This is a genomic window from Flagellimonas olearia (assembly GCF_009184425.1).
In the GTDB taxonomy this organism is placed as follows: domain Bacteria; phylum Bacteroidota; class Bacteroidia; order Flavobacteriales; family Flavobacteriaceae; genus Flagellimonas; species Flagellimonas olearia.
In genome coordinates, this window is record NZ_WELG01000001.1 from 1,134,909 (window position 1) to 1,155,136 (window position 20,228).

The following is a 20,228-nucleotide window of genomic DNA, read 5'->3' on the forward strand; positions in this document are numbered from 1 at the left end:
CTATATAATTTCCGAAAGAAGTTCTTTCAACAAGTCGGCCTGATCCATATTATTGGCCCCTACTCCTTTACCCTTTAAATCCAATTCACGAAGGCTGGACACGATACCACTTACCCGTTTCATGGGATAGTTTTTGGCAGCAACGGTATATTCCTTCACAAAATAAGGGTTCACACCCAATACCTTGGCCACATTCCCGGGGGAATGGTCGCTCAAACCATGGTATTGCAATAATTGGGTGAAAAAGGTGTTCAAGAGGGTTACGGTAACCACAAAAGGGTTGTCCTTGGGGTTTTGCGCAAAATAATCCACAATCCGGGAAGCTTTGGCCACATCCCTTTCCCCAATGGCCTTCTTCAGCTCAAAGTTGTTGAAATCCTTACTGATTCCGATATGTTCTTCGATGACTTCTGGGGTAATCTCCACACTTGGAGGCACCACCAAGGTCAATTTGTCCAATTCGTTATTGATTTTTCCCAAATCGGTTCCCAAAAACTCCACCAACAAGATACAGGCCTTGGGTGAAATCCTGTATTTTTTGCTGGCCAAGGTCTTCCGGATCCATTCCGACACTTGGTTTTCATAAAGTTTTTTGCTCTCGAAAAGCTCGCCTTTCTTTTGAATGGCTTTATAGAGCTTCTTTCGCTTGTCCAATTTCTTGTACTTGTAGCAAAGCACCAATATGGTGGTGGGTTGTGGATTTTCGGCATAGGAAACCAAATTCTCTATGGTACGGGACAGGTGCTGGGCCTCTTTTACGATCACCACCTGATATTCTGCCATCATGGGGAAACGTTTGGCATTCGCGACCACCTCGTCCACACTGGTGTCCTTTCCATACAGAACCATCTGATTGAAACCTTTTTCATCTTCGGTAAGAACATTGTCCGATATGTACTTTGAAATCCTATCGATATAATAGGGCTCCTCCCCCATCAAAAAATAGATAGGCTTGGGGTTTCCCGCATCAATCTCAGCTACAATTTCCTTTATTCCGTCCATTCAGAAAAAAATCATCAAATTTGCCCAATGCAGTCATTGAACTTCCCAGCGTATTCATTCCGAATCAAAAATAGCCAAAATAGACACTACATTTTTGACGGTATCCGTAAAAAATTTGTGGTGCTCCAACCTGAGGAATGGGTACGCCAACATGTACTCCATTTTTTGGTCTTCACCAAAAATTACCCCAAAAGCCTCATCAACGTAGAGAAACAACTGACCGTGAACCAATTAAAAAAGCGGTACGACGTGGTGGTCTTTAATCCGGATGGATCCATATTCCTGCTTGTGGAGTGTAAAGCACCGGAAGTAGCCATTGACCAGTCCACCTTTGACCAAATAGCCCGATATAATCTTCAATTGCAATCCGATTACCTCATGGTGACCAACGGACTGGAACACTACTATTGTAAAATGGACCATGCTGAGGAAAAATATAGGTTTTTAAAGGAAATTCCTGATTTTAGCCGTTAATTTGCTGCCGTTTTGAAAGTCGCCGTAGTCATACTCAATTGGAATGGGGAAACCTTGTTGGAAAGGTTCCTTCCTTCCGTTGTAAGCTATTCGGAAGGAGCAGACATTTATGTGGTGGACAACGCCAGCTCCGATGGTTCCGTAGCCTTTTTAAAAAAAGCCTACCCAAACATCCGTGTCATCCAGAATGAAGAGAACGGAGGATTTGCCAAAGGGTACAATGATGGTCTACAGACCGTGGATGCCGATATCTTTTGCCTGCTAAATTCAGATGTGGAAGTGACCCCCGGTTGGTTGGCACCCATTATGGACTTGTTTCAATCCCATTCCGACATAGCCATTGTTCAGCCCAAAATTTTGGATTTGAACCAAAAAGACCATTTTGAGTACGCAGGTGCGGCCGGAGGGTACATTGATATGTTGGGGTATCCCTTCTGCCGCGGCAGAATATTCCAGGCCCTGGAAAGGGACGAAGGCCAATATAACGACACCAAGGAAATCTTTTGGGCCACGGGCGCCTGTATGTTCATTCGACGAAACGTGTTTGAATCACTCCATGGCTTTGATGAGGACTACTTTGCCCATCAAGAAGAAGTGGACCTATGCTGGCGTGCCAAAAATGCTGGTCATAAAGTGTATTATGTGGGGCATAGCCATGTGTACCATTTGGGAGGTTCCACTTTGAAGAACATGAATCCCAAAAAAACCTTCCTCAATTTCAGGAACTCTTTGTATTCCATTACCAAGAACCTTCCCCGAAAAAAAGCGTTTCCCATTATCATCTTGCGCTTGATCTTGGATGGCATTGCAGCCCTACGTTTTATCTTTCAATTAAAATTTGACCATTGTTGGGCCATTCTGCGTGCACATGTCAGTTTTTATGGTAACTTTATAAAAATGTACAAAAAGCGGGAAAAAGCTAATTTTTTATTAAAGTATCATACTACGACATCCATTGTATGGTCGCATTTCGTAAATCATATAAAGAATTTTAACATTTTAGTAAAAGATTAACTATACCTCAATGTAGAAAATTTGCATTTTATCTAATTTTGGTCGAGTTCTATTACTATGAAATATCTAACAATCCTTAAATTATACTCTGAACTATTATGAAAAAAGTTTTTCTAGGAACATTGGCGATGACTGTTCTACTATCATCTTGTGTATCATCAAAGAAATATGCGGATCTGGAAGCCAAACAAAAAGAAACCCAAGATTTATTAAACTCTGCCACTGTTAAGTTAAACGACTGCTTGGAAGAAAAAGCAACGGCAGACTCAAGACTTCAGACCCTCGAAGATCAAAACGCCTTCCTTAAGGCCAATAACCAAGAGCTCATCAACAACATGGGCAACTTGACCACCCTTACCACAAAAGGTGCCGAGAACCTTGAAAAATCTTTGGAAAGCCTGCGCGAAAAAGACCTTACCATCAGAAAATTGCAAGATGCCGTTACAAGAAGGGATTCTGTTAACCTTTCTTTGGTACAGAGCTTGAAAGGTGTATTGGGCAATTTGGATGACGAAGACATCGAAATCAGTGTTGAGAAAGGTGTTGTATTTGTTTCCATTTCTGACAAACTATTGTTCAGAAGCGGTAGCTACAACGTAACCAGCGCTGCCAAGGAAGTATTGGGCAAAGTGGCCAAAGTTGTAAACAACAAGCCTGACTTTGAATTTATGGTAGAAGGTCACACAGACAACGTACCTTACAGAAGCGGTGTTCTATTGGACAACTGGGATTTGAGTGCCAAAAGAGCAACTTCAGTGGTTCGTATCCTACAAAACGATTTTGGTGTTGACCCAGCTAGGATGACTGCTGCCGGACGTAGCTACTACATTCCTTTGGTAAGCAACGAAACCTCTGCCAACAGAGCCAAAAACAGAAGAACCCGTATCGTGGTACTTCCAAAAATCGATCAGTTCTACAGCATGATCGAAGAAGGCATGAAAGATCCTGCCATCGGTGGAAGTGGAAAATAAGAAATCAGTTTTTGACTGAATCAAAAAGCGGCCCAATGGGCCGCTTTTTATTTTAAAATATATCCAGTTCTCCTTTACCTTCCCTAACCACTTCAGGAACACCGGTTGAAACATCAATGACCGTAGACGCCACGTTGTCCCCGTAGCCCCCATCAATGACCACATCTACCAAATTCTGCCATTTCTCAAAAATGAGCTCGGGGTCGGTGGTATATTCCAAGATGCCATCCTCATCATGAATGGATGTGGAAACAATGGGATTGCCCAATTCCGTGACCAATGCCCGGGCGATGTTGTTATCGGGCACCCTTATCCCCACGGTTTTCTTTTTTTTGAAATCCTTTGGTAAGTTGTTGTTGCCGGGCAAAATAAAGGTATAAGGACCCGGAAGCGCCCTTTTCAATATTTTGAAGGTAGCGGAGTCTATCTGCCGCACATAATCCGATAAGTTGCTTAAATCTGCGCAAACAAAGGACCAGTTGGCCTTTTCCAATTTTATACCCTTGATGCGGGCAATGCGTTGCAATGCCTTGGAATTTGTAATGTCACAGCCTAGGCCATATACCGTATCCGTAGGATAGATGATCAGCCCTCCTTTCCTGAGTACGTTGCCAATTTTCTCGACCTGCCTCGGGTTGGGGTTTTCCTCATAAAGTTTGATGAACTCTGCCATATACCTCTAAAAATGGCTCCAATGCCAATCACAATGCAAGGTAACAAAGTTTACATTGAAAACATAAGCCTGAAAAAATGGGTGATGGATTATGGACATCAGTCCTTAATCACCTCTAGCTTGGCAAAACGGAGCAGTAGTTTTTTGATTCCGCCCTGATCAAAAAGGATTTCCGCTTTCTTATCGTTCCCCACCCCTTCAATTTTAACCACCTTGCCCCTTCCAAAACGAGTATGGTTTACCAAAGCACCTTCGGCCAGATCAGAATCCGCTACCGGATTGCTTGACGAAGGAGAAGCCAAATCAGGTTTCAGCTTTCTAAGTTTGCGCAATTGATTCTCATTGGGGCGTTGTGTACTGGGAGGTGTTCCATTGCTTGGTTTCACCTGCCGCAGTTTACTCTTGTCCACCTCGCCGAAAATATTGGCGTTGATCATGGATTTATACCGATACACATCGTTTACCGGGGTAAGGTTTTCCACATACTGCTCATCTATCTCCTCCAAAAACCTACTGGGTTCGGCATCGATCAATTTCCCCCATCGGTATCTATTTTGGGTATAGGTAAGGAAAGCCTGCTTTTCAGCACGGGTCAAAGCCACATAAAACAATCGTCTTTCTTCTTCCAGTTCGCTACGGGTGTTCATGCTCATGGCCGATGGAAAGAGGTCTTCCTCCATTCCCACAACGTATACATAAGGGAACTCCAAGCCTTTGGCCAAGTGGATGGTCATCAACGCCACCCGGTCATCGTCTCCCACATCTTTGTCCATATCCGTGGCAAGGGCCACATCTTCCAAAAACTCGGTCAAGCTTCCCGTGGCGTCTGCCAATTCCTTTTGTCCTTCCACAAAATCCTTGATACCGTTCAAGAGCTCTTCAATGTTTTCCATTTTGGCAATTCCCTCTGGGGTTCCATCTTTTTTGAACTCCAACAGTAAACCGGTCTTCTTGGACACATGTTCGGCCAAGGTAAACGCATCGGAACCTTCGTTCATGATCTGGAAACTCTTGATCATGGTCACAAAATCCTGCAACTTACGCTTGGTCCCGGCATTAATGTTCAGATTGAGTTTTTCCAAATGCTCCATGACCTCATAGATGGAACGACCGTAATGATTGGCCGCAACAATAAGCTTGTCAATGGTGGTCTGCCCAATACCCCTGGCCGGAAAGTTGATGACCCGCTTCAGGGCCTCTTCATCCTTGGGATTCACGATCAACCGCAAATAGGCCAACACATCCTTGATCTCCTTGCGCTGATAAAACGAAAGTCCCCCGTAAATCCGGTAAGGGATGTCACGTTTACGCAGTGCATCCTCAATGGCCCTGGATTGCGAATTGGTACGGTACAACACAGCAAATTCCCCATTCTGCATCTGATGTTGCATCTTGTTCTCGAAAATGGAGCCTGCCACATACCGCCCCTCCTCTGCATCGGTAATGCTACGATGGATGATTATCTTATTGCCCGCATCATTGGAGGTCCACACCACCTTTTCCAACTGGTCCTTGTTTTTTTCGATGATGGAGTTGGCTGCATTGACAATGTTCTTGGTAGATCGATAGTTTTGTTCCAGTCGATACACAGCCACATCGTCATAATCCCTTTGGAAATTAAGGATGTTGCTGATGTTGGCCCCTCGGAACGAATAGATACTCTGGGCATCGTCCCCCACCACACAAATATTTTGGTAACGGTCCGATAAGGCCTTTACAATCAGGTATTGCGAATGATTGGTATCTTGGTACTCATCCACCAATATGTAGCGGAACCGATCCTGGTATTTCATCAGAACCTCCGGGAAACGCGTCAACAACTCATTGGTGCGAAGTAAAAGATCATCAAAATCCATGGCCCCCGCCTTAAAACAGCGGTCCACATAATTCTTATAGATTTCCCCCAATCGTGGGCGTTTGGCCATGGCATCGGCCTCTACCAGTTCCGGGTTCTGGAAATAGGCCTTCACGGTGATCAAACTGTTCTTATACGAGGATATCCTGTTTTGGATCTGCTTGTACTTGTAGATGTCCTTGTCCAACCCCATCTCCTTGATGATGGAAGCGATCAAACGTTGGGAATCTTGGGTGTCATAAATAGTAAAATTACTCGGGTATCCCAATTTATCTCCGTCAAACCGCAACAACTTTGCAAAAACCGAGTGGAAGGTTCCCATCCAAAGGTTTTTGGCCTCTGAGGTGCCCACAATATCCGAAATCCGCTTTTTCATTTCTCGAGCCGCCTTATTGGTGAAGGTCAAGGCCAAAATATTGAACGAATCCACCCCCTGGTTCATCAAATGGGCTATGCGAAAGGTAAGTACACGGGTCTTTCCCGATCCAGCACCGGCAATGACCATCAACGGACCGTCCTTGTGCAATACAGGAGCCCGTTGCGCATCATTCAATTCATCCAAAAAATCACTCAAAAGCTCAGAAATTTAAAAGTAGGCGTGAAATTAGCCAATAATGCCCTCATGCTAAAATCAACCTATCAATATTTATAAACACGGAGGAGTTTTGAATTGAATTGAATATATTTAGCAACTCAACTTTTACTAATGAAATATTCCTTCTTGTTAACCATTTCCCTTATGGCCATGGTATCCCTAGGATTCTCCCAAGAAAAAAAAGCAGGACCTGTACTTGAAAATTATGGCGAGGTCTGGACCGTGGAAAATCCAGATTTCAAAACCGATACAAGTGCAGAATTCAAATTGGTGTTTGATATTATGGAGAGTCCCGAATCCCACACCGAAATCAACAAAAAAATAGAAACAGCGGCACGTTTTCTGAACATGCATGCCCAAAGTGGGGTCCCGGTATCCCAACTTAAGGCGGCCTTGGTATTGCATGGAACAGCTGCCAAGGACATTATACACAATGAGGCTTACCAAGCTCGTTTTGGAACCGTGAATCCCAATTATGACCTGGTCAAGGAGTTGCTGAATGCCGGAGTGGAGGTCATTTTGTGCGGGCAGTCCTCAAAATCGCGCAACTACCCCAAAGAAGACCTTATTCCGGGCAGTAAGATTGCCCTTTCGGCCATGACGGCCCTTATTCAATTGCAAAACCAAGGATATCGACTAATAAAATTTTAAACTGATTTCTTATGAACAAAATGATCACCTTCGTGTTTTTGGTGTCCGGTCTAGGCCTTTGGGCACAGGACGCCAAATTGGAAAAAGACTATCAAGCCATTGAAAGCAAAGTCATTGAATGGCGGCGTGATATCCACCAAAATCCGGAGCTCAGCAACCGGGAGTTCAAAACAGCGGAAAAAATTGCGGCACACCTGAAATCCCTGGGGATTGAAGTACAAACTGGCGTAGCCCACACGGGAGTGGTAGGTCTGCTGAAAGGAAAAAAACCAGGCAAGGTAGTCGCCCTTAGGGCAGATATTGATGCCCTTCCTGTGACCGAACGCAACGACCTTCCGTTCAAGTCTACCGTAAAATCTGAATTTTTGGGTACAGAAGTCGGGGTGATGCATGCCTGTGGGCACGATACACACACCGCCATTTTAATGGGTGTTGCCGAAGTGCTGTCCAAAAACAAGGATAAAATAAAGGGTACGGTAAAGTTTATCTTTCAACCTGCTGAGGAAGGAGCGCCTCCAGGTGAAGAAGGCGGTGCCAAACTCATGGTCAAGGAAGGCGTACTTCAAAATCCGGATGTGGATGCCATTTTTGGACTTCACATCAACTCCCAAACGCCCATCAACACCATCAAGTACAAACCGGGAGGTGCATTGGCATCCGCCCAGCGCTTTGTAATCAATGTGAAAGGAAAGCAAACCCATGGGTCTCAGCCTTGGGCAGGGATTGACCCCATCATGATCAGCGCCAAGATTATCGATGGCCTTCAGACCATTATCAGCCGCGAGACCAACCTTACCAACGAAGCTGCGGTCATTTCCGTGGGCAAGATCACCAGTGGGGTCCGGTTCAACATCATCCCTGAAAGTGCTGAAATGATCGGTACTATTCGAACCTTGGATTACGATATGCAGAAACACATCAATACACGTATGGAAGAAATGGTTCCTGCTATTGCCAAAGCCTATGGTGCTGAAGCAACAATCGAGATCACGACATCTACAGCTATTACATTCAATGATTTGGATTTGACCGCACAAATGGCCCCTACGCTTGAAAAAGTGGCAGGAAAGGAGAATGTTACCATTCACAAGGCCATTACGGGTGCCGAAGATTTCAGCTACTTCCAAGAGAAAGTGCCCGGTATGTTTTTCCTTTTGGGAGGAATGACCCCAGGGACCACGGAGTCCTTTCCGCACCATACCCCCGATTTCAAAATTGATGACAGTGGACTACTCTTGGGCGTAAAGACCATGACCCAATTGACTTTGGATTATTTGAACAAGTAAAACATGGAACCTATATTGGATTTTCTTGGAAGCATCCCATGGTGGGGATGGATTCTCATCTTTCTATTGCTGGTTGCCCTTCGGGATATCTTTTTCCAAAGAGCGCATACCATTAGCCATAATTTCCCCGTGGTGGGCCATTTGCGATACTGGTTGGAGAGCATTGGCCCAGAAATGCGACAGTATTTTGTGGCCAATAATCGCGAGGAACTCCCCTTCAACCGGATTGAACGGGGCTGGATCTATGCATCGGCCAAAAAGGAGAACAATTATGAAGGTTTTGGTACGGAAAGGGATATCTATGCCCATCAGCATATTTTTGTGAAGAACGCCATGATGGCCTACCAAATGCCACAAGGTCACCCCAATATCGACAATCCTTATTTCTTGCCCTGCGCCAAGGTCATTGGCGGCTACAACAAACGCAGAAAACCTTTCCGACCGGCTTCCATCATCAATATTTCCGCCATGAGTTTTGGCTCCCTTTCCGCTGCGGCGGTAACAGCCATGAACCAAGGGGTGGAAAAATGTGACGCCTATCACAATACCGGGGAAGGTGGGCTATCCCCCTATCACAAACAAGGCGGGGACGTTATTTTTCACTTTGGGACCGGCTATTTTGGGGTGCGATCCCGGGACGGCAACTTTTCCATGGATAAACTAAAAATATTGGTGGATGAAAATCCTGCCATAAAAGGAGTCGAAATCAAACTTTCGCAGGGAGCCAAACCTGGAAAGGGCGGTGTTTTACCCGGCGCCAAAATCACCCATGAAATTGCCGAGATACGGGGTGTTGAAGTAGGAAAGGATGTACTCTCTCCTTCAACACACAAAGCATTTAGTTCTATTCCTGAGCTTTTGGAACTTATCGAGTCCATCGCAGAGGAAACCGGATTACCTGTGGGCATCAAGGGTGCCATAGGAAAGCTGGACCAATGGGAAGAGCTGGCCGACTTGATGAAAAAATCAGGCAAAGGCCCTGATTTCATTACCATTGATGGTGGAGAAGGCGGCACAGGAGCAGCTCCACCCAGTTTTGCAGACCATGTTTCCCTACCATGGACCTACGGTTTTTCATCGGTTTATAAAGTTTTTGCGGACCGGGGGCTCACGGAACGGATCGTATTTATTGGAAGTGGAAAATTGGGCTTCCCCGCCAAAGCGGCCATGGCCTTTGCCATGGGGGTGGACTGCATCAATGTAGCCCGGGAAGCCATGATGAGCATCGGTTGCATCCAAGCCCAGGTATGCCATACCAATCGTTGTCCTGCTGGTGTGGCCACACAGAGTAAATGGCTGCAAAAAGGCATTGACGTACCCTTAAAATCAGATAGATTGGCCCAATACTTTAAAACATTCCGAAAAGAATTTTTGGAAATTACGCATGCGGCCGGTTACGAACACCCTTGTCAATTTACCATGAACGACATCCAACTAAACGTGGATCATGACTATCTGAGCAGTGACCTGGAAGCCATTTATCGCTATAAAAAAACGCAGGTCCCTTTCGAGTCCATGCAAAACCTATATGATTGCGTACATTTGGGCGGAAAGCCAGTTCTAAAAAAAACATCATAATTTAGCAATCCATAAATAAACGACCATATATACACCACACATGAGAAAAAAGTTACCCCTAATTGTATTCTTAGCCTTGACCACCACCATGTTTTCCCAAAGAAAAAGTGACCTTTTGGCTGAGATCGACAACCTAAAATCGCAAATTTCAAGCGTTGAGCAGGATTTGGCCAAAGCCAAGCGCGAAATATCCTCCAGCAATGCCAAGGCAGAAACCTTGGAAGTGGAGAATGCTGGGCTACGGGATGCCAATGCCACCCTTTTGGGCAACTTGAGCAACTTCTCTGAGCTTTCCAAGCAAAATTCTGAGAATGTGAACCGGGCCATGGCCGCATTGGCCAGAAAAGAAAAACAGCTTAGTGGTATCAACGATATGATATCGGCAAACGATTCCACGGCCATTGTTTCCTTGACCCGCATTAAACAAACCTTGGGTGAGAATGCAAAAGTAGCTGTTGGTGATGGAGTGATCGTTATCTCCAATAGCCTAAGCAGCCTTTTTGGTTCTGACACCTCCACTACCCTGACCGATGCCGGAAAGGAATGGCTTGCAAACGTTTCAAAGGTCATTTTGACCAACCCAAATTTCACCACAGAAGTTGAGGGACTCAATATTACGGGAGAGTTTGGCCCTACTTACGATCAAGCCGCAACGGTTTCCAAAGAATTGGTGACTGTTCTGGGGGTGCCCAGTGGCAGTGTGTCCATCTCTGCCAAGGATGGCAATTTCAAGGAAGGGATAAACATTAAGTTGCAACCGGACTTTAAAGCATTTTACGCCAAGGCCAAGGAAAGTGCCAAAGCGGTCCAATAATCTCATGGGATAAATACTTTTTAAAAGTTTGGTTCGTTCTTGTTGTGTAAAATCAATAAAAAACCAAACTATCCCATGACTGGAGACAATATCCTTCAACTTTTCGCCTATTTGTTGCCCGCTGTTGTAACCGGGGCCGTTGCTTTTTATTTTTTTAGACTGCATACCCGGAACGAAGATGGTAGACGACGATTTCTTTTACATAAAGATTCCCAAAAAGACACCTTGCCTGTCCGTTTGCAGGCGTATGAGCGAATGGTGCTCTTCTTGGAGCGGATTGCCATCAATAGCCTAGTGGTCCGTGTGGCACCCAAGGGAAAAAGCAAGAGTGACTATGAGAATTTGCTCATCAAACAGATTGAAACCGAATTTGAGCACAATCTTTCCCAGCAGATATACATGAGCGATGAATGCTGGAACATCATCAAAGCGGCCAAAAATGCCACCATACAGATCATCCGTTCCGCTGGCATGAGCGAAACCGATTCTCCGGACAAGTTACGGGAAGACATCCTTAACCAAACCATGGAAAAGCAATCACCTTCCAATACGGCCTTGGCCTATGTAAAAAAAGAGGTGAGCGAACTTTGGGATTGATCTACTCCTGATGCTCGGGATCTATAGGACTGGTTTCCTCATTTTTATTCTTGGCATACAAATATCCCCGCTTCCACCACAGCGTCATACGTTCTTTATTGAACACCAGTGAATTGGTGGTCAATACCGTGGGGGTATAATAAAAGTTTATGATGGCATCCTTTTGACCAGCCACCAATTTCCCGATCCTAATGTTCTGGTTCTCTATCCGATCTAGCATAAAACTGAAGATGGTGGTGATTAAATCGAATGGGTTTTTGGAAGACATCCGGTTGAGGTAGTTCACTTCCGTATGAAGAACCACTACATCCACTTCGGTGGCACCACGGTTTAGGGCCTCCTCAATGGGTACGAGAGTTCCCAGCCCCCCATCGGCATACTCACAGCCTTCCTTTTTGACCAAGCTCATAAAGGGCGTGTAGTTGGATGAAATCCAAATCCAATCACAAAACTCATCATAGGTGCAATCATTGATGGACTTGTACTCCACCTGGTTCAAGGAGAGGTTGGATACCGTAACCACGACGTCCATTTCACTTTCCTTCAATTCTTCAAACTCCTCAACGGTAATGGATTCCCTGATCAATTTTCGAAGGTTCTCACTTTCCCCGAATGTCTTTTTACCCTTGATAAAGTTTTTCACCACATTCCAGTGGTTGATGGCAATGATCTCTACTCCGTGCTTTTTTTTAATGAGAAAAGGGCAATTGTTGAAGATACTATCCTGGTTAACCGAAGAATAAATTTCCTTGATTTTGTCCAGCTTGTTGAGCGCCAAATGGGAAATCAGTAAACTTCCTGTGGATGTGCCCACAAAAATGTCGTATTTGTGTTGGGCCTCTTGGATCAGAAACTGCGCAACACCTCCTGCAAAAGCGCCCTTGCTTCCTCCTCCCGAAATGACCAATGCCCTCATTTGCCCAAAGTTTTGTCCAAATATTGCTGTTCTTCTTGGTTTAACAAAGGATAAATCGCTTTTAATCGTGCGGTACTGCCTTCGCTTTTCAAGAATTCCTTTAACATGTTCCGGGATGTCTTTTTAAAATGCCACACATGATGGCCGCAGGACTCTATCAAGTTACGCAAGGTTTCATCATTGAAACCGCCAATGTTCTTCAAATATTGAAACGCCAACAACCGAACCTCAAAATGATGGTTGGAACTGGTATAAGAGCTCAATTCCTTAAAAAGCGCCGGTTTTGAATCCATTCGGTATTCAGGGGTCACCAAGGCCAATGTCAACCATAGCAAGCGGATATTTTTGTTGGGAAACCCAATGATGCCGTCTGTTTTGTCCAGATACGCTGCCCGCTTTTCGGGAAAATCCGTCCAAAGCCGGTACAATGTGGGTTCCAAGGTTGCATAGCTCTTGTCCAGCAACAACGTCTCAAAATCCATCTGAAGCCCTTGTGGCACCTTGGGCAAGGTAAGTGCCACCGCTTGACGGGCCTTTTCATCCTCTGTTTTTAAGACTTTTGCAATAAAACTTATAGGCAATACATCCCCATAATCCAACAATAAGCGATGTTTCAGTTTGCTGGAATGCCATGCGCCCCATTTATTCTCCAATATGGTAGGAGCACTATTCCTGGACTCCCCTATGGTTTCCTTGATCTCAAAATAGGTTTTGATGGATGGGCTCTTCTCCACCAAAAAAGCCTTTACTTGTTCGAATGGGAAATCTGACTCTTGTAGCCAAAGATTTTCAAAATTGGAGAGATTCTTCCCAGAGGCTTTTTCCATCTCCCCCATAAAATCGGGGATGGTTACATTTTGAAAAGCATACTTGACCAAATAATCCTTTATCCCATGTTTAAAACTGGCATCCCCCACTTGATCACGGAGCATGACCAATGCCCACGCCCCTTTTTCATAAAACGTCAGACTACCTGCTCCCGAATTGGTAAGCTCCTCCCCGCTGCCATCTTGGGAAAACCTTTTCAAGGCTTCTGCTGTTTCCAATAAGTGCCAGTAGAAATATTCCTCCCCGAAAATATCCTTCTCTGCCAAGTAGGCATAATAGGTGGCAAATCCCTCATGCAGCCAATGGTGGTTTCCACTCTGCTCCGTCACCAAATTCCCAAACCATTGATGGGCGAGTTCATGGGCATTGACATTTACGTAGTTTTTATCCGCAAAAGCCACAGAATCCACCACAAAGGTGTTGGAAAAGATGGTTGCCCCGGTATTTTCCATCCCTGCATACAAAAAATCCTGTACCGGAACCTGTTTATAGTTCTGCCAAGGATAAGGCACTCCGATTTCCTGCTCTAAAAAGTCAAAAATATGTTGGGTGTATCTATAGGTCGGTTCCGCCTTTACACTGTCTTTGGGTTCATAATACAGCTCTATGGGCACCCCAGATGTGGAAAGAATGGTCTCCTTTTTAAAATTACCTATCGCAAAAGCCACCAAATAGCTACTCATGGGTTTTTGCATATCAAACTGCCACAAATATCCTTTTGCATCGGGCAAGGTTTCCTTTTTGACCATCTTTCCGTTGGCAATCACGGTATAGTCCTGCTTTAGGATGATATCAAGGTTAAACTCCACCTTTTCGGTCATGTCGTCCAGACTGGGCAGCCAATGACTGGTATACTTGCCTTGACCCTGCGTCCAAATCTGTTCATTTCCTTCAATAGCATCGTCCCAACCCAAAAAATAAACGGTCTGTTTGGGACGGGCCACATAATCCAAGGATAGAATATGGGAGCCTCTTTTCTTCATCTTTTTTTTGATGACAAGCTTTCTCCCGTTGTATTCGTAGTCTGCTTTGTTCCCATCCAAATACACCGCGGAAAAATCAAGGTTTACCGCATCAAGAAATATGGAATCCACATCTTCAATCACATTATATTGATAGGCTGCACTTCCATTTATGCGACCTTCAGACGGAGTGGGTTCAATCAAAACTTCGGCCCGGATAAAGTCCACCTTATCCTGAACCTGGGCAGAAAGCAACTGTATAAAGAGAAAAAAAATAAGTGCGGGGGTAAGCTTCATACCATCATCCTATCAAAAGTCCTTCCAAATTACATATTTTAGTTCGATGAATCCCAATTTTCTGCAAACTCCCATCCCATATTTAAAAGGTGTCGGCCCCAATCGGGCGGACACCCTTAAGGCAGAACTGGGCATAGAGACCTATCGAGACTTACTCCATCTGTTCCCCAATCGGTATTTGGACCGGACCCAATATTACAAAATCGCCCAGCTGCAACCCAGCGGTGCCGATGTCCAGATTGTTGGGAAGATCATCCATCTTAAAACCGTGGAACAGAAACGGGGAAAACGCTTGGTGGCCACTTTTGTGGACGAAACAGGACAAATGGAACTGGTCTGGTTCCGCGGCCACAAATGGATAAGGGAGAATCTGAAAATCAATGAACCATATGTGGTCTTTGGGCGGATTTCCAAGTATGGAAGCACTTTTTCCATGCCCCACCCCGAAATGGAACTCCTGTCCGAGCACCAACAAGGGGTTAAAATTGCCATGCAGCCCATCTACCCTTCCACGGAAAAACTTGTTGCCAAAGGCATTACCAATCGGGTTGTGGGAAAAATGATGCAGCAGTTGTTCATCGAATCCAAGGGGCAATTTCCTGAATCACTATCCAACAGTATTTTGGAAGAGTTACGGTTGATTTCCAAAAGTGAGGCCCTTTTCAACATACACTTTCCCAAAAACCAGAATTTACTGGCCAAGGCGCAGTTTCGACTCAAGTTTGAGGAACTGTTTTTTGTGCAAATGCAACTTATCTCAAAAAAACTGCTTCGCAAACAAAAAATCAAGGGGATGCCTTTTGAAGCGGTTGGTGAAAAATTCACCGGCTTCTTTGAAAACCACCTTCCCTTTCAACTCACCAAGGCCCAAAAACGGGTCATCAAGGAAATACGAAACGATTTGGGAAGCAATGCCCAAATGAATCGACTCTTGCAGGGCGATGTGGGTTCGGGAAAGACCATTGTGGCCCTCATGTGCATGTTGCTGGCCATAGACAATGGGTTTCAGGCCTGTTTAATGGCACCCACGGAGATTCTGGCCAGTCAGCACTATACAGGTTTAAAGGAATTATTGGGCAATATGGATGTGAAAATTGCCCTATTGACCGGTTCCACAAAAAAATCGGAACGGACCTTATTGCACAATCAATTGGAAAATGGCAACCTGAATATTTTGGTGGGTACCCATGCGGTTTTGGAGGATAAAGTGCAGTTTAAAAACCTAGGTTTGGCCATTGTGGACGAACAACACCGGTTTGGTGTGGCGCAACGCTCCAAGTTGTGGCACAAAAATGAAATCCCTCCCCATGTTTTGGTGATGACGGCCACGCCCATTCCCCGAACCTTGGCCATGAGCCTATACGGGGATTTGGATGTTTCCGTGATTGATGAGCTTCCCCCGGGTCGAAAAGCCATTAAAACGGTCCATAGATATGATGGCAATCGATTGAAAGTCTTTGGGTTCATCAAAGATGAAATCCAAAAAGGACGGCAGGTTTATATCGTATACCCCTTGATCCAGGAATCCGAAGCTTTGGACTATAAAGACTTAATGGACGGATACGAAAGCATTGTCCGGGATTTTCCGCAACCAGAATACCAGATTTCCATTGTACATGGAAAAATGAAGCCCGCGGACAAGGATTATGAAATGGAACGTTTTGTAAAAGGCGAAACCCAAATCATGGTGGCTACCACAGTAATCGAAGTTGGGGTGAACGTGCCCAATGCCTCGGTCATGATCATTGAGAGTGCGGAACGCTTTGGACTTTCCCAACTGCACCAGCTTCGCGGACGTGTGGGCCGTGGTGCGGAACAAAGTTTCTGTATTTTGATGACGGGGCACAAACTTTCCGAAGAGGCCAAAACCCGACTACAGACCATGGTGCGCACCAACGATGGTTTTGAAATTGCCGAAGTAGACCTCAAGCTTCGTGGTCCGGGGGATTTAATGGGCACCCAACAAAGTGGTATGCTCAATCTTAAGATTGCCGACATCGTCAAGGACAACCAGATCTTAAAAACGGCACGTTACCACGCCCTACAATTGCTCAAGGAAGACCCAAGATTGGAAAAAGAAGAAAACATCCCCATCAGAAAGGCTTACTCCCGAATGATGCAAAACAAGACTATTTGGAATTATATTAGCTAAAAAAAGCCCGACATTGGTCAGGCTTTATCTTTTCATCAACTGGTTTTTAGTTGATATCCGTGCCTTCTTGCAGTCTGGTAATGTAGGCTGCAATGGCATCCTTATTGGGTTGGTCCGGAGCCCTACCCTCTGCTATTTTGAGGTGTTTTAGGGCCGTTTTATACTCTCCAACCGCAGAATACCCTCTGGCCAACCCAAAATCAACAGGCCAAGTATTTTTATGGTTTTTGGCATTCCATTGGAACACCGCCAAGGCCTCATCCTTTTTTCCCTGGGCAATCAACTGCCGTCCATAGGTATGGATTTCCAGAACGGTGCCCAAGGGCATGGCCTCATCCATGACCGCTTTGGCCTCAGCTGTTTTTCCCTGTCGTTCCAAAATCTGGGATTTGATGCTAAGGTTGTTGAAGTTTTTCTGACTGAAAAACTGTCCTTCAATGGCCGAGTTGACCCACCCAAGGGCCTCATCCAAATCGCCTCCATTGTTCAGCGCGTAGTTGGCCGCCTGCTCCCAGCTTTGCCTATTGAAGCCCGGCGAGGTCTGCAATTGTTGACGGATTTCCGCCAAAACATTTTGGGTGACATCAGTTTCAACCGTAAAAGGTATCTTCTTTTTCTCCCAACTCAATGATGCTACAGCCGAATTGGCATCCACCTGGTCAAAACCAAAGGTCAACTGCTCCACATGGGAAACTTCTTGGGTTTCAACATCCACGCGAAGGGCATCTTCAGCAGGATCATAAAAGTAACTGCCCCAAGCCCCATGGTTATTGGAAAAAATAACGGTAGCCGTATTATTCTCATTGACGATCATGTGCAGCCCATATTCCCCTGCGGGAAGTGTTTTACCTCCAATGGTGAGGTCATGGGTGGTCTTGAATATGGTGTTCTCATTGGCTCCTGCCCTCCAAGGGGATTCGGCTGCCGTTCCAAATCCAAGGTTGTTCATGCCATAGGGGACCAATGCACCCCAAACTTCCCTATCGTTGACGCTGGGCCTGGAATAGACGATGGTGACATCTGTAGTTCCTATCCGTTGGGACACCTTTGCCATCTGGCTGCCCCTCGGCAAAAAGTCCAGCTGTGCAAAAGCGGTACTGGACATAAGAAATACGGTCATTAGAATTGTGGCCGAAATGGCCGTGTAAAATTTTCTCATGGTTCGTTTTTTTGATGTAGTTAATGAATAAACTTTTAAGTTGATGCCCTAAAGTATGTTGCTTCAGGTTGGGATAGCGTTACAACAATGTTAAATAAAATTGGAACGTGTTAAATTTCAATTAGTTACCATATTCAATTCAAAATCAAGGGAATCCATCAGTGATATTTGAAAATACCCCGGCAACTTTTGTTAACATTCCATGTATTCTAGGAAAATGAACGTTGAACATCGTAATTTTACATCCAACCCAAAGGTGGGTTTTTATTGATATTTTAACTTTGTAGGCTTACAAATTATTGAATGTAACGATGAGCAAAACACTATTTGATAAAGTTTGGGATTCCCATGTGGTCCAACATATTGAAAATGGTCCTGATGTCCTATTTATTGACAGGCATTTGGTGCATGAAGTAACCAGTCCCGTAGCCTTTTTGGGATTAAAGAATAGAGGTATCAAGGTATTGTACCCGGAGCGTACGTTTGCCACGGCAGACCACAATACCCCTACCCGGAACCAACATTTGCCCGTCAAGGACAAATTATCGGCCAATCAGCTTAGGGCCCTTGAGGAAAACTCCAAAGCCCATAACATCCCTTATTGGGGGCTTGGGCATAAGAAAAATGGTATTGTTCACGTCATCGGCCCGGAAAACGGGATTACCGTTCCCGGAGCAACCATAGTTTGTGGGGATTCACATACTTCCACCCATGGTGCGTTTGGCGCCATTGCTTTCGGAATTGGAACCAGTGAAGTGGAAATGGTACTTTCCACCCAATGCATTATGCAGCCCAAACCCAAACGGATGCGTATCAATGTGGATGGAGCCCTCAGCAAAGCGGTTACCCCAAAAGATGTGGCCTTGTTCATCATCTCCCAATTGACCACTTCCGGAGCAACCGGATATTTTGTGGAGTATGCTGGCGAGGTGTTCAGGAACATGTCCATGGAAGGTAGAATGACCGTTTGCAATTTGAGTATTGAAATGGGTGCACGAGGTGGTATGATCGCTCCCGATGAAAAGACTTTTGACTATATCAAGGGACGTGAGTACACTCCCAAAGGTCAGGACTGGGATACCGCCATGGAATATTGGAAAACCTTGTATTCGGATGATGATGCTGTTTTTGACAAGGAGCTTTCCTTCAATGCCAGCGATATAGAACCGATGATCACCTATGGTACCAATCCAGGTATGGGTATGGGCATCCAAAAATACATTCCGCTTGCGGAAGCCGTTGAAGGCGGTGTGGCCACCTATAAAAAATCCTTGGAATATATGGATTTCAACGAAGGTGAGGCCATGATTGGAAAACCCATCGATTTCGTTTTCTTAGGAAGCTGCACCAATGGTAGGATAGAGGACTTTAGAGCCTTTGCTTCCATCATCAAAGGAAAAAAGAAAGCAGACCACGTTACGGCATGGTTGGTCCCCGGCTCACACCAAGTGGAAGCAGCCATTAGGGAAGAAGGTATTTTGGACATTCTTCAGGAAGCCGGTTTTGAGCTTCGTGAACCTGGATGTTCTGCCTGTTTGGCCATGAACGATGATAAGATTCCCGCTGGAAAATATGCCGTGAGTACCTCCAACCGAAACTTCGAAGGAAGACAAGGTCCCGGAGCACGTACCCTATTGGCCAGTCCTTTGGTTGCTGCCGCTGCCGCTGTTACCGGTAAGGTCACCGACCCACGGGAACTCATGGAAGAAGCATTCGCATAACAATAAACAATGAACAATTATCAATACACAGCGGAACTATCTACTGTTAATTGGCAATTGTCAACTGAAAATTGAAAAAACATGGCATACGATAAATTCAACATATTAAAAAGTTCGGCGGTACCCATGCCCATTGAAAATGTGGATACCGACCAAATCATCCCAGCCCGATTCCTTAAAGCCACAGAGCGTAAAGGTTTTGGAGACAATTTGTTCCGCGACTGGAGGTACAACTCCGATGACACCCCAAAAGAGCATTTTGTGCTGAACAATCCCATCTACAGTGGACAGATATTGGTAGGTGGAAAAAACTTTGGTTCCGGTTCTTCGCGGGAACACGCCGCATGGGCCGTATACGATTACGGATTCCGCTGTGTGGTATCCAGCTTCTTTGCAGATATTTTCCGAAACAACTGTCTGAATATCGGGGTATTGCCCGTTCAGGTAAGTCCTGAGTTTTTGGACAAGATTTTCACGGCCATTGAGGCCGACCCCAAAGCGGAGTTGGAAGTAAACCTTCCCGAGCAAAAAATCACCATTTTGGCAACTGGGGAAAGCGAAAGCTTTGACATCAACGGGTACAAAAAACAAAATATGCTCAACGGTTTTGATGATATCGACTATTTGTTGAACATTAAAAACGATATTGAGCAGTTTGCCGGGAACACTCCTTTATAGACCCT

General features: G+C 45.1%; 17 protein-coding genes. 11 read left to right on the forward strand and 6 right to left on the reverse strand.

Going from position 1 to position 20,228, the window contains the following annotated elements; all coding sequences use genetic code 11:
- Window positions 1–1,002, reverse strand: coding sequence for a DNA polymerase III subunit delta (holA, locus tag F8C76_RS04840; protein ID WP_152130694.1), 1,002 nt, complete (start codon window positions 1,000–1,002; stop codon window positions 1–3).
- A gap of 27 nt (window positions 1,003–1,029) precedes the next feature.
- Here holA and F8C76_RS04845 point away from each other — a divergent pair, with 27 nt between their 5' ends.
- From F8C76_RS04845 to F8C76_RS04855, 3 genes are all read left to right on the forward strand, one after another.
- Complete coding sequence (locus F8C76_RS04845) at window positions 1,030–1,476, forward strand: type I restriction enzyme HsdR N-terminal domain-containing protein (RefSeq protein ID WP_152130695.1); 447 nt, start codon at window positions 1,030–1,032, stop codon at window positions 1,474–1,476.
- A gap of 12 nt (window positions 1,477–1,488) precedes the next feature.
- Window positions 1,489–2,490: a glycosyltransferase family 2 protein gene (locus tag F8C76_RS04850; RefSeq protein ID WP_152130696.1), complete on the forward strand. Its 1,002-nt coding sequence runs from the start codon at window positions 1,489–1,491 to the stop codon at window positions 2,488–2,490.
- Between the two features lie 98 nt (window positions 2,491–2,588).
- A complete protein-coding gene (locus tag F8C76_RS04855) occupies window positions 2,589–3,461 on the forward strand; it encodes an OmpA/MotB family protein (protein ID WP_116217782.1) in 873 nt (290 codons plus the stop codon).
- A gap of 52 nt (window positions 3,462–3,513) precedes the next feature.
- Here F8C76_RS04855 and F8C76_RS04860 read toward each other — a convergent pair whose 3' ends face one another.
- A complete protein-coding gene (locus F8C76_RS04860) occupies window positions 3,514–4,134 on the reverse strand; it encodes an L-threonylcarbamoyladenylate synthase (RefSeq protein ID WP_152130697.1) in 621 nt (206 codons plus the stop codon).
- 98 nt (window positions 4,135–4,232) lie between these two features.
- A complete protein-coding gene (locus F8C76_RS04865; RefSeq protein WP_152130698.1) occupies window positions 4,233–6,563 on the reverse strand; it encodes an ATP-dependent helicase in 2,331 nt (776 codons plus the stop codon).
- 132 nt (window positions 6,564–6,695) lie between these two features.
- Between F8C76_RS04865 and F8C76_RS04870 the strand changes: the two genes are divergently transcribed.
- From F8C76_RS04870 to F8C76_RS04890, 5 genes are all read left to right on the forward strand, one after another.
- Window positions 6,696–7,235, forward strand: a complete 540-nt coding sequence (locus F8C76_RS04870; RefSeq protein WP_152130699.1) for a DsrE family protein — start codon at window positions 6,696–6,698, stop codon at window positions 7,233–7,235.
- Window positions 7,236–7,246: 11 nt separating this feature from the next.
- Entirely contained in the window at window positions 7,247–8,521 is a 1,275-nt protein-coding gene (locus tag F8C76_RS04875) for an amidohydrolase (protein ID WP_152130700.1), read from the forward strand.
- A 3-nt stretch (window positions 8,522–8,524) separates the two neighbouring features.
- Window positions 8,525–10,099 carry an FMN-binding glutamate synthase family protein gene (locus F8C76_RS04880; RefSeq protein ID WP_152130701.1) on the forward strand — a complete coding sequence of 525 codons (1,575 nt, stop codon included), beginning with the start codon at window positions 8,525–8,527 and terminating at the stop codon, window positions 10,097–10,099.
- A 40-nt stretch (window positions 10,100–10,139) separates the two neighbouring features.
- Window positions 10,140–10,913, forward strand: coding sequence for a coiled-coil domain-containing protein (locus F8C76_RS04885; RefSeq protein WP_152130702.1), 774 nt, complete (start codon window positions 10,140–10,142; stop codon window positions 10,911–10,913).
- 75 nt (window positions 10,914–10,988) lie between these two features.
- Window positions 10,989–11,510, forward strand: a complete 522-nt coding sequence (locus F8C76_RS04890) for a DUF7935 family protein (RefSeq protein WP_129652510.1) — start codon at window positions 10,989–10,991, stop codon at window positions 11,508–11,510.
- A 1-nt stretch (window position 11,511) separates the two neighbouring features.
- Here F8C76_RS04890 and F8C76_RS04895 read toward each other — a convergent pair whose 3' ends face one another.
- Together F8C76_RS04895 and F8C76_RS04900 are read right to left on the reverse strand one after the other, a co-directional pair.
- Entirely contained in the window at window positions 11,512–12,426 is a 915-nt protein-coding gene (locus F8C76_RS04895; RefSeq protein WP_129652511.1) for a patatin-like phospholipase family protein, read from the reverse strand.
- Window positions 12,423–14,513, reverse strand: coding sequence for a M1 family metallopeptidase (locus tag F8C76_RS04900; protein WP_152130703.1), 2,091 nt, complete (start codon window positions 14,511–14,513; stop codon window positions 12,423–12,425). The genes F8C76_RS04895 and F8C76_RS04900 overlap by 4 nt, the downstream gene beginning before the upstream one ends.
- Window positions 14,514–14,559: 46 nt before the next feature.
- On the opposite strand from F8C76_RS04900, the gene recG reads away from it, so the two are divergent.
- Window positions 14,560–16,665 carry an ATP-dependent DNA helicase RecG gene (gene recG / locus F8C76_RS04905; RefSeq protein WP_152130704.1) on the forward strand — a complete coding sequence of 702 codons (2,106 nt, stop codon included), beginning with the start codon at window positions 14,560–14,562 and terminating at the stop codon, window positions 16,663–16,665.
- Window positions 16,666–16,711: 46 nt separating this feature from the next.
- Here recG and F8C76_RS04910 read toward each other — a convergent pair whose 3' ends face one another.
- Window positions 16,712–17,824: a DUF2911 domain-containing protein gene (locus F8C76_RS04910; RefSeq protein WP_152130705.1), complete on the reverse strand. Its 1,113-nt coding sequence runs from the start codon at window positions 17,822–17,824 to the stop codon at window positions 16,712–16,714.
- A 311-nt stretch (window positions 17,825–18,135) separates the two neighbouring features.
- Between F8C76_RS04910 and leuC the strand changes: the two genes are divergently transcribed.
- Both leuC and leuD read left to right on the forward strand, forming a co-directional pair.
- Window positions 18,136–19,545, forward strand: coding sequence for a 3-isopropylmalate dehydratase large subunit (leuC, locus tag F8C76_RS04915; RefSeq protein ID WP_129652515.1), 1,410 nt, complete (start codon window positions 18,136–18,138; stop codon window positions 19,543–19,545).
- Window positions 19,546–19,626: 81 nt separating this feature from the next.
- Complete coding sequence (leuD, locus tag F8C76_RS04920; RefSeq protein WP_152130706.1) at window positions 19,627–20,223, forward strand: 3-isopropylmalate dehydratase small subunit; 597 nt, start codon at window positions 19,627–19,629, stop codon at window positions 20,221–20,223.
- The last annotated feature ends 5 nt before the right edge of the window (window positions 20,224–20,228 follow it).

Coding starts and splice junctions, on each gene's coding strand:
- leuD (WP_152130706.1), top strand. CDS start 19,627: ATGGCATACGATAAATTCAACATATTAAAAAGTTCGGCGGTACCCATG.
- F8C76_RS04845 (WP_152130695.1), top strand. CDS start 1,030: ATGCAGTCATTGAACTTCCCAGCGTATTCATTCCGAATCAAAAATAGC.
- recG (WP_152130704.1), top strand. CDS start 14,560: ATGAATCCCAATTTTCTGCAAACTCCCATCCCATATTTAAAAGGTGTC.
- F8C76_RS04885 (WP_152130702.1), top strand. CDS start 10,140: ATGAGAAAAAAGTTACCCCTAATTGTATTCTTAGCCTTGACCACCACC.
- F8C76_RS04880 (WP_152130701.1), top strand. CDS start 8,525: ATGGAACCTATATTGGATTTTCTTGGAAGCATCCCATGGTGGGGATGG.
- F8C76_RS04895 (WP_129652511.1), bottom strand. CDS start 12,426: ATGAGGGCATTGGTCATTTCGGGAGGAGGAAGCAAGGGCGCTTTTGCA.
- F8C76_RS04900 (WP_152130703.1), bottom strand. CDS start 14,513: ATGAAGCTTACCCCCGCACTTATTTTTTTTCTCTTTATACAGTTGCTT.
- leuC (WP_129652515.1), top strand. CDS start 18,136: ATGAGCAAAACACTATTTGATAAAGTTTGGGATTCCCATGTGGTCCAA.
- F8C76_RS04855 (WP_116217782.1), top strand. CDS start 2,589: ATGAAAAAAGTTTTTCTAGGAACATTGGCGATGACTGTTCTACTATCA.
- holA (WP_152130694.1), bottom strand. CDS start 1,002: ATGGACGGAATAAAGGAAATTGTAGCTGAGATTGATGCGGGAAACCCC.
- F8C76_RS04910 (WP_152130705.1), bottom strand. CDS start 17,824: ATGAGAAAATTTTACACGGCCATTTCGGCCACAATTCTAATGACCGTA.
- F8C76_RS04875 (WP_152130700.1), top strand. CDS start 7,247: ATGAACAAAATGATCACCTTCGTGTTTTTGGTGTCCGGTCTAGGCCTT.
- F8C76_RS04860 (WP_152130697.1), bottom strand. CDS start 4,134: ATGGCAGAGTTCATCAAACTTTATGAGGAAAACCCCAACCCGAGGCAG.
- F8C76_RS04870 (WP_152130699.1), top strand. CDS start 6,696: ATGAAATATTCCTTCTTGTTAACCATTTCCCTTATGGCCATGGTATCC.
- F8C76_RS04890 (WP_129652510.1), top strand. CDS start 10,989: ATGACTGGAGACAATATCCTTCAACTTTTCGCCTATTTGTTGCCCGCT.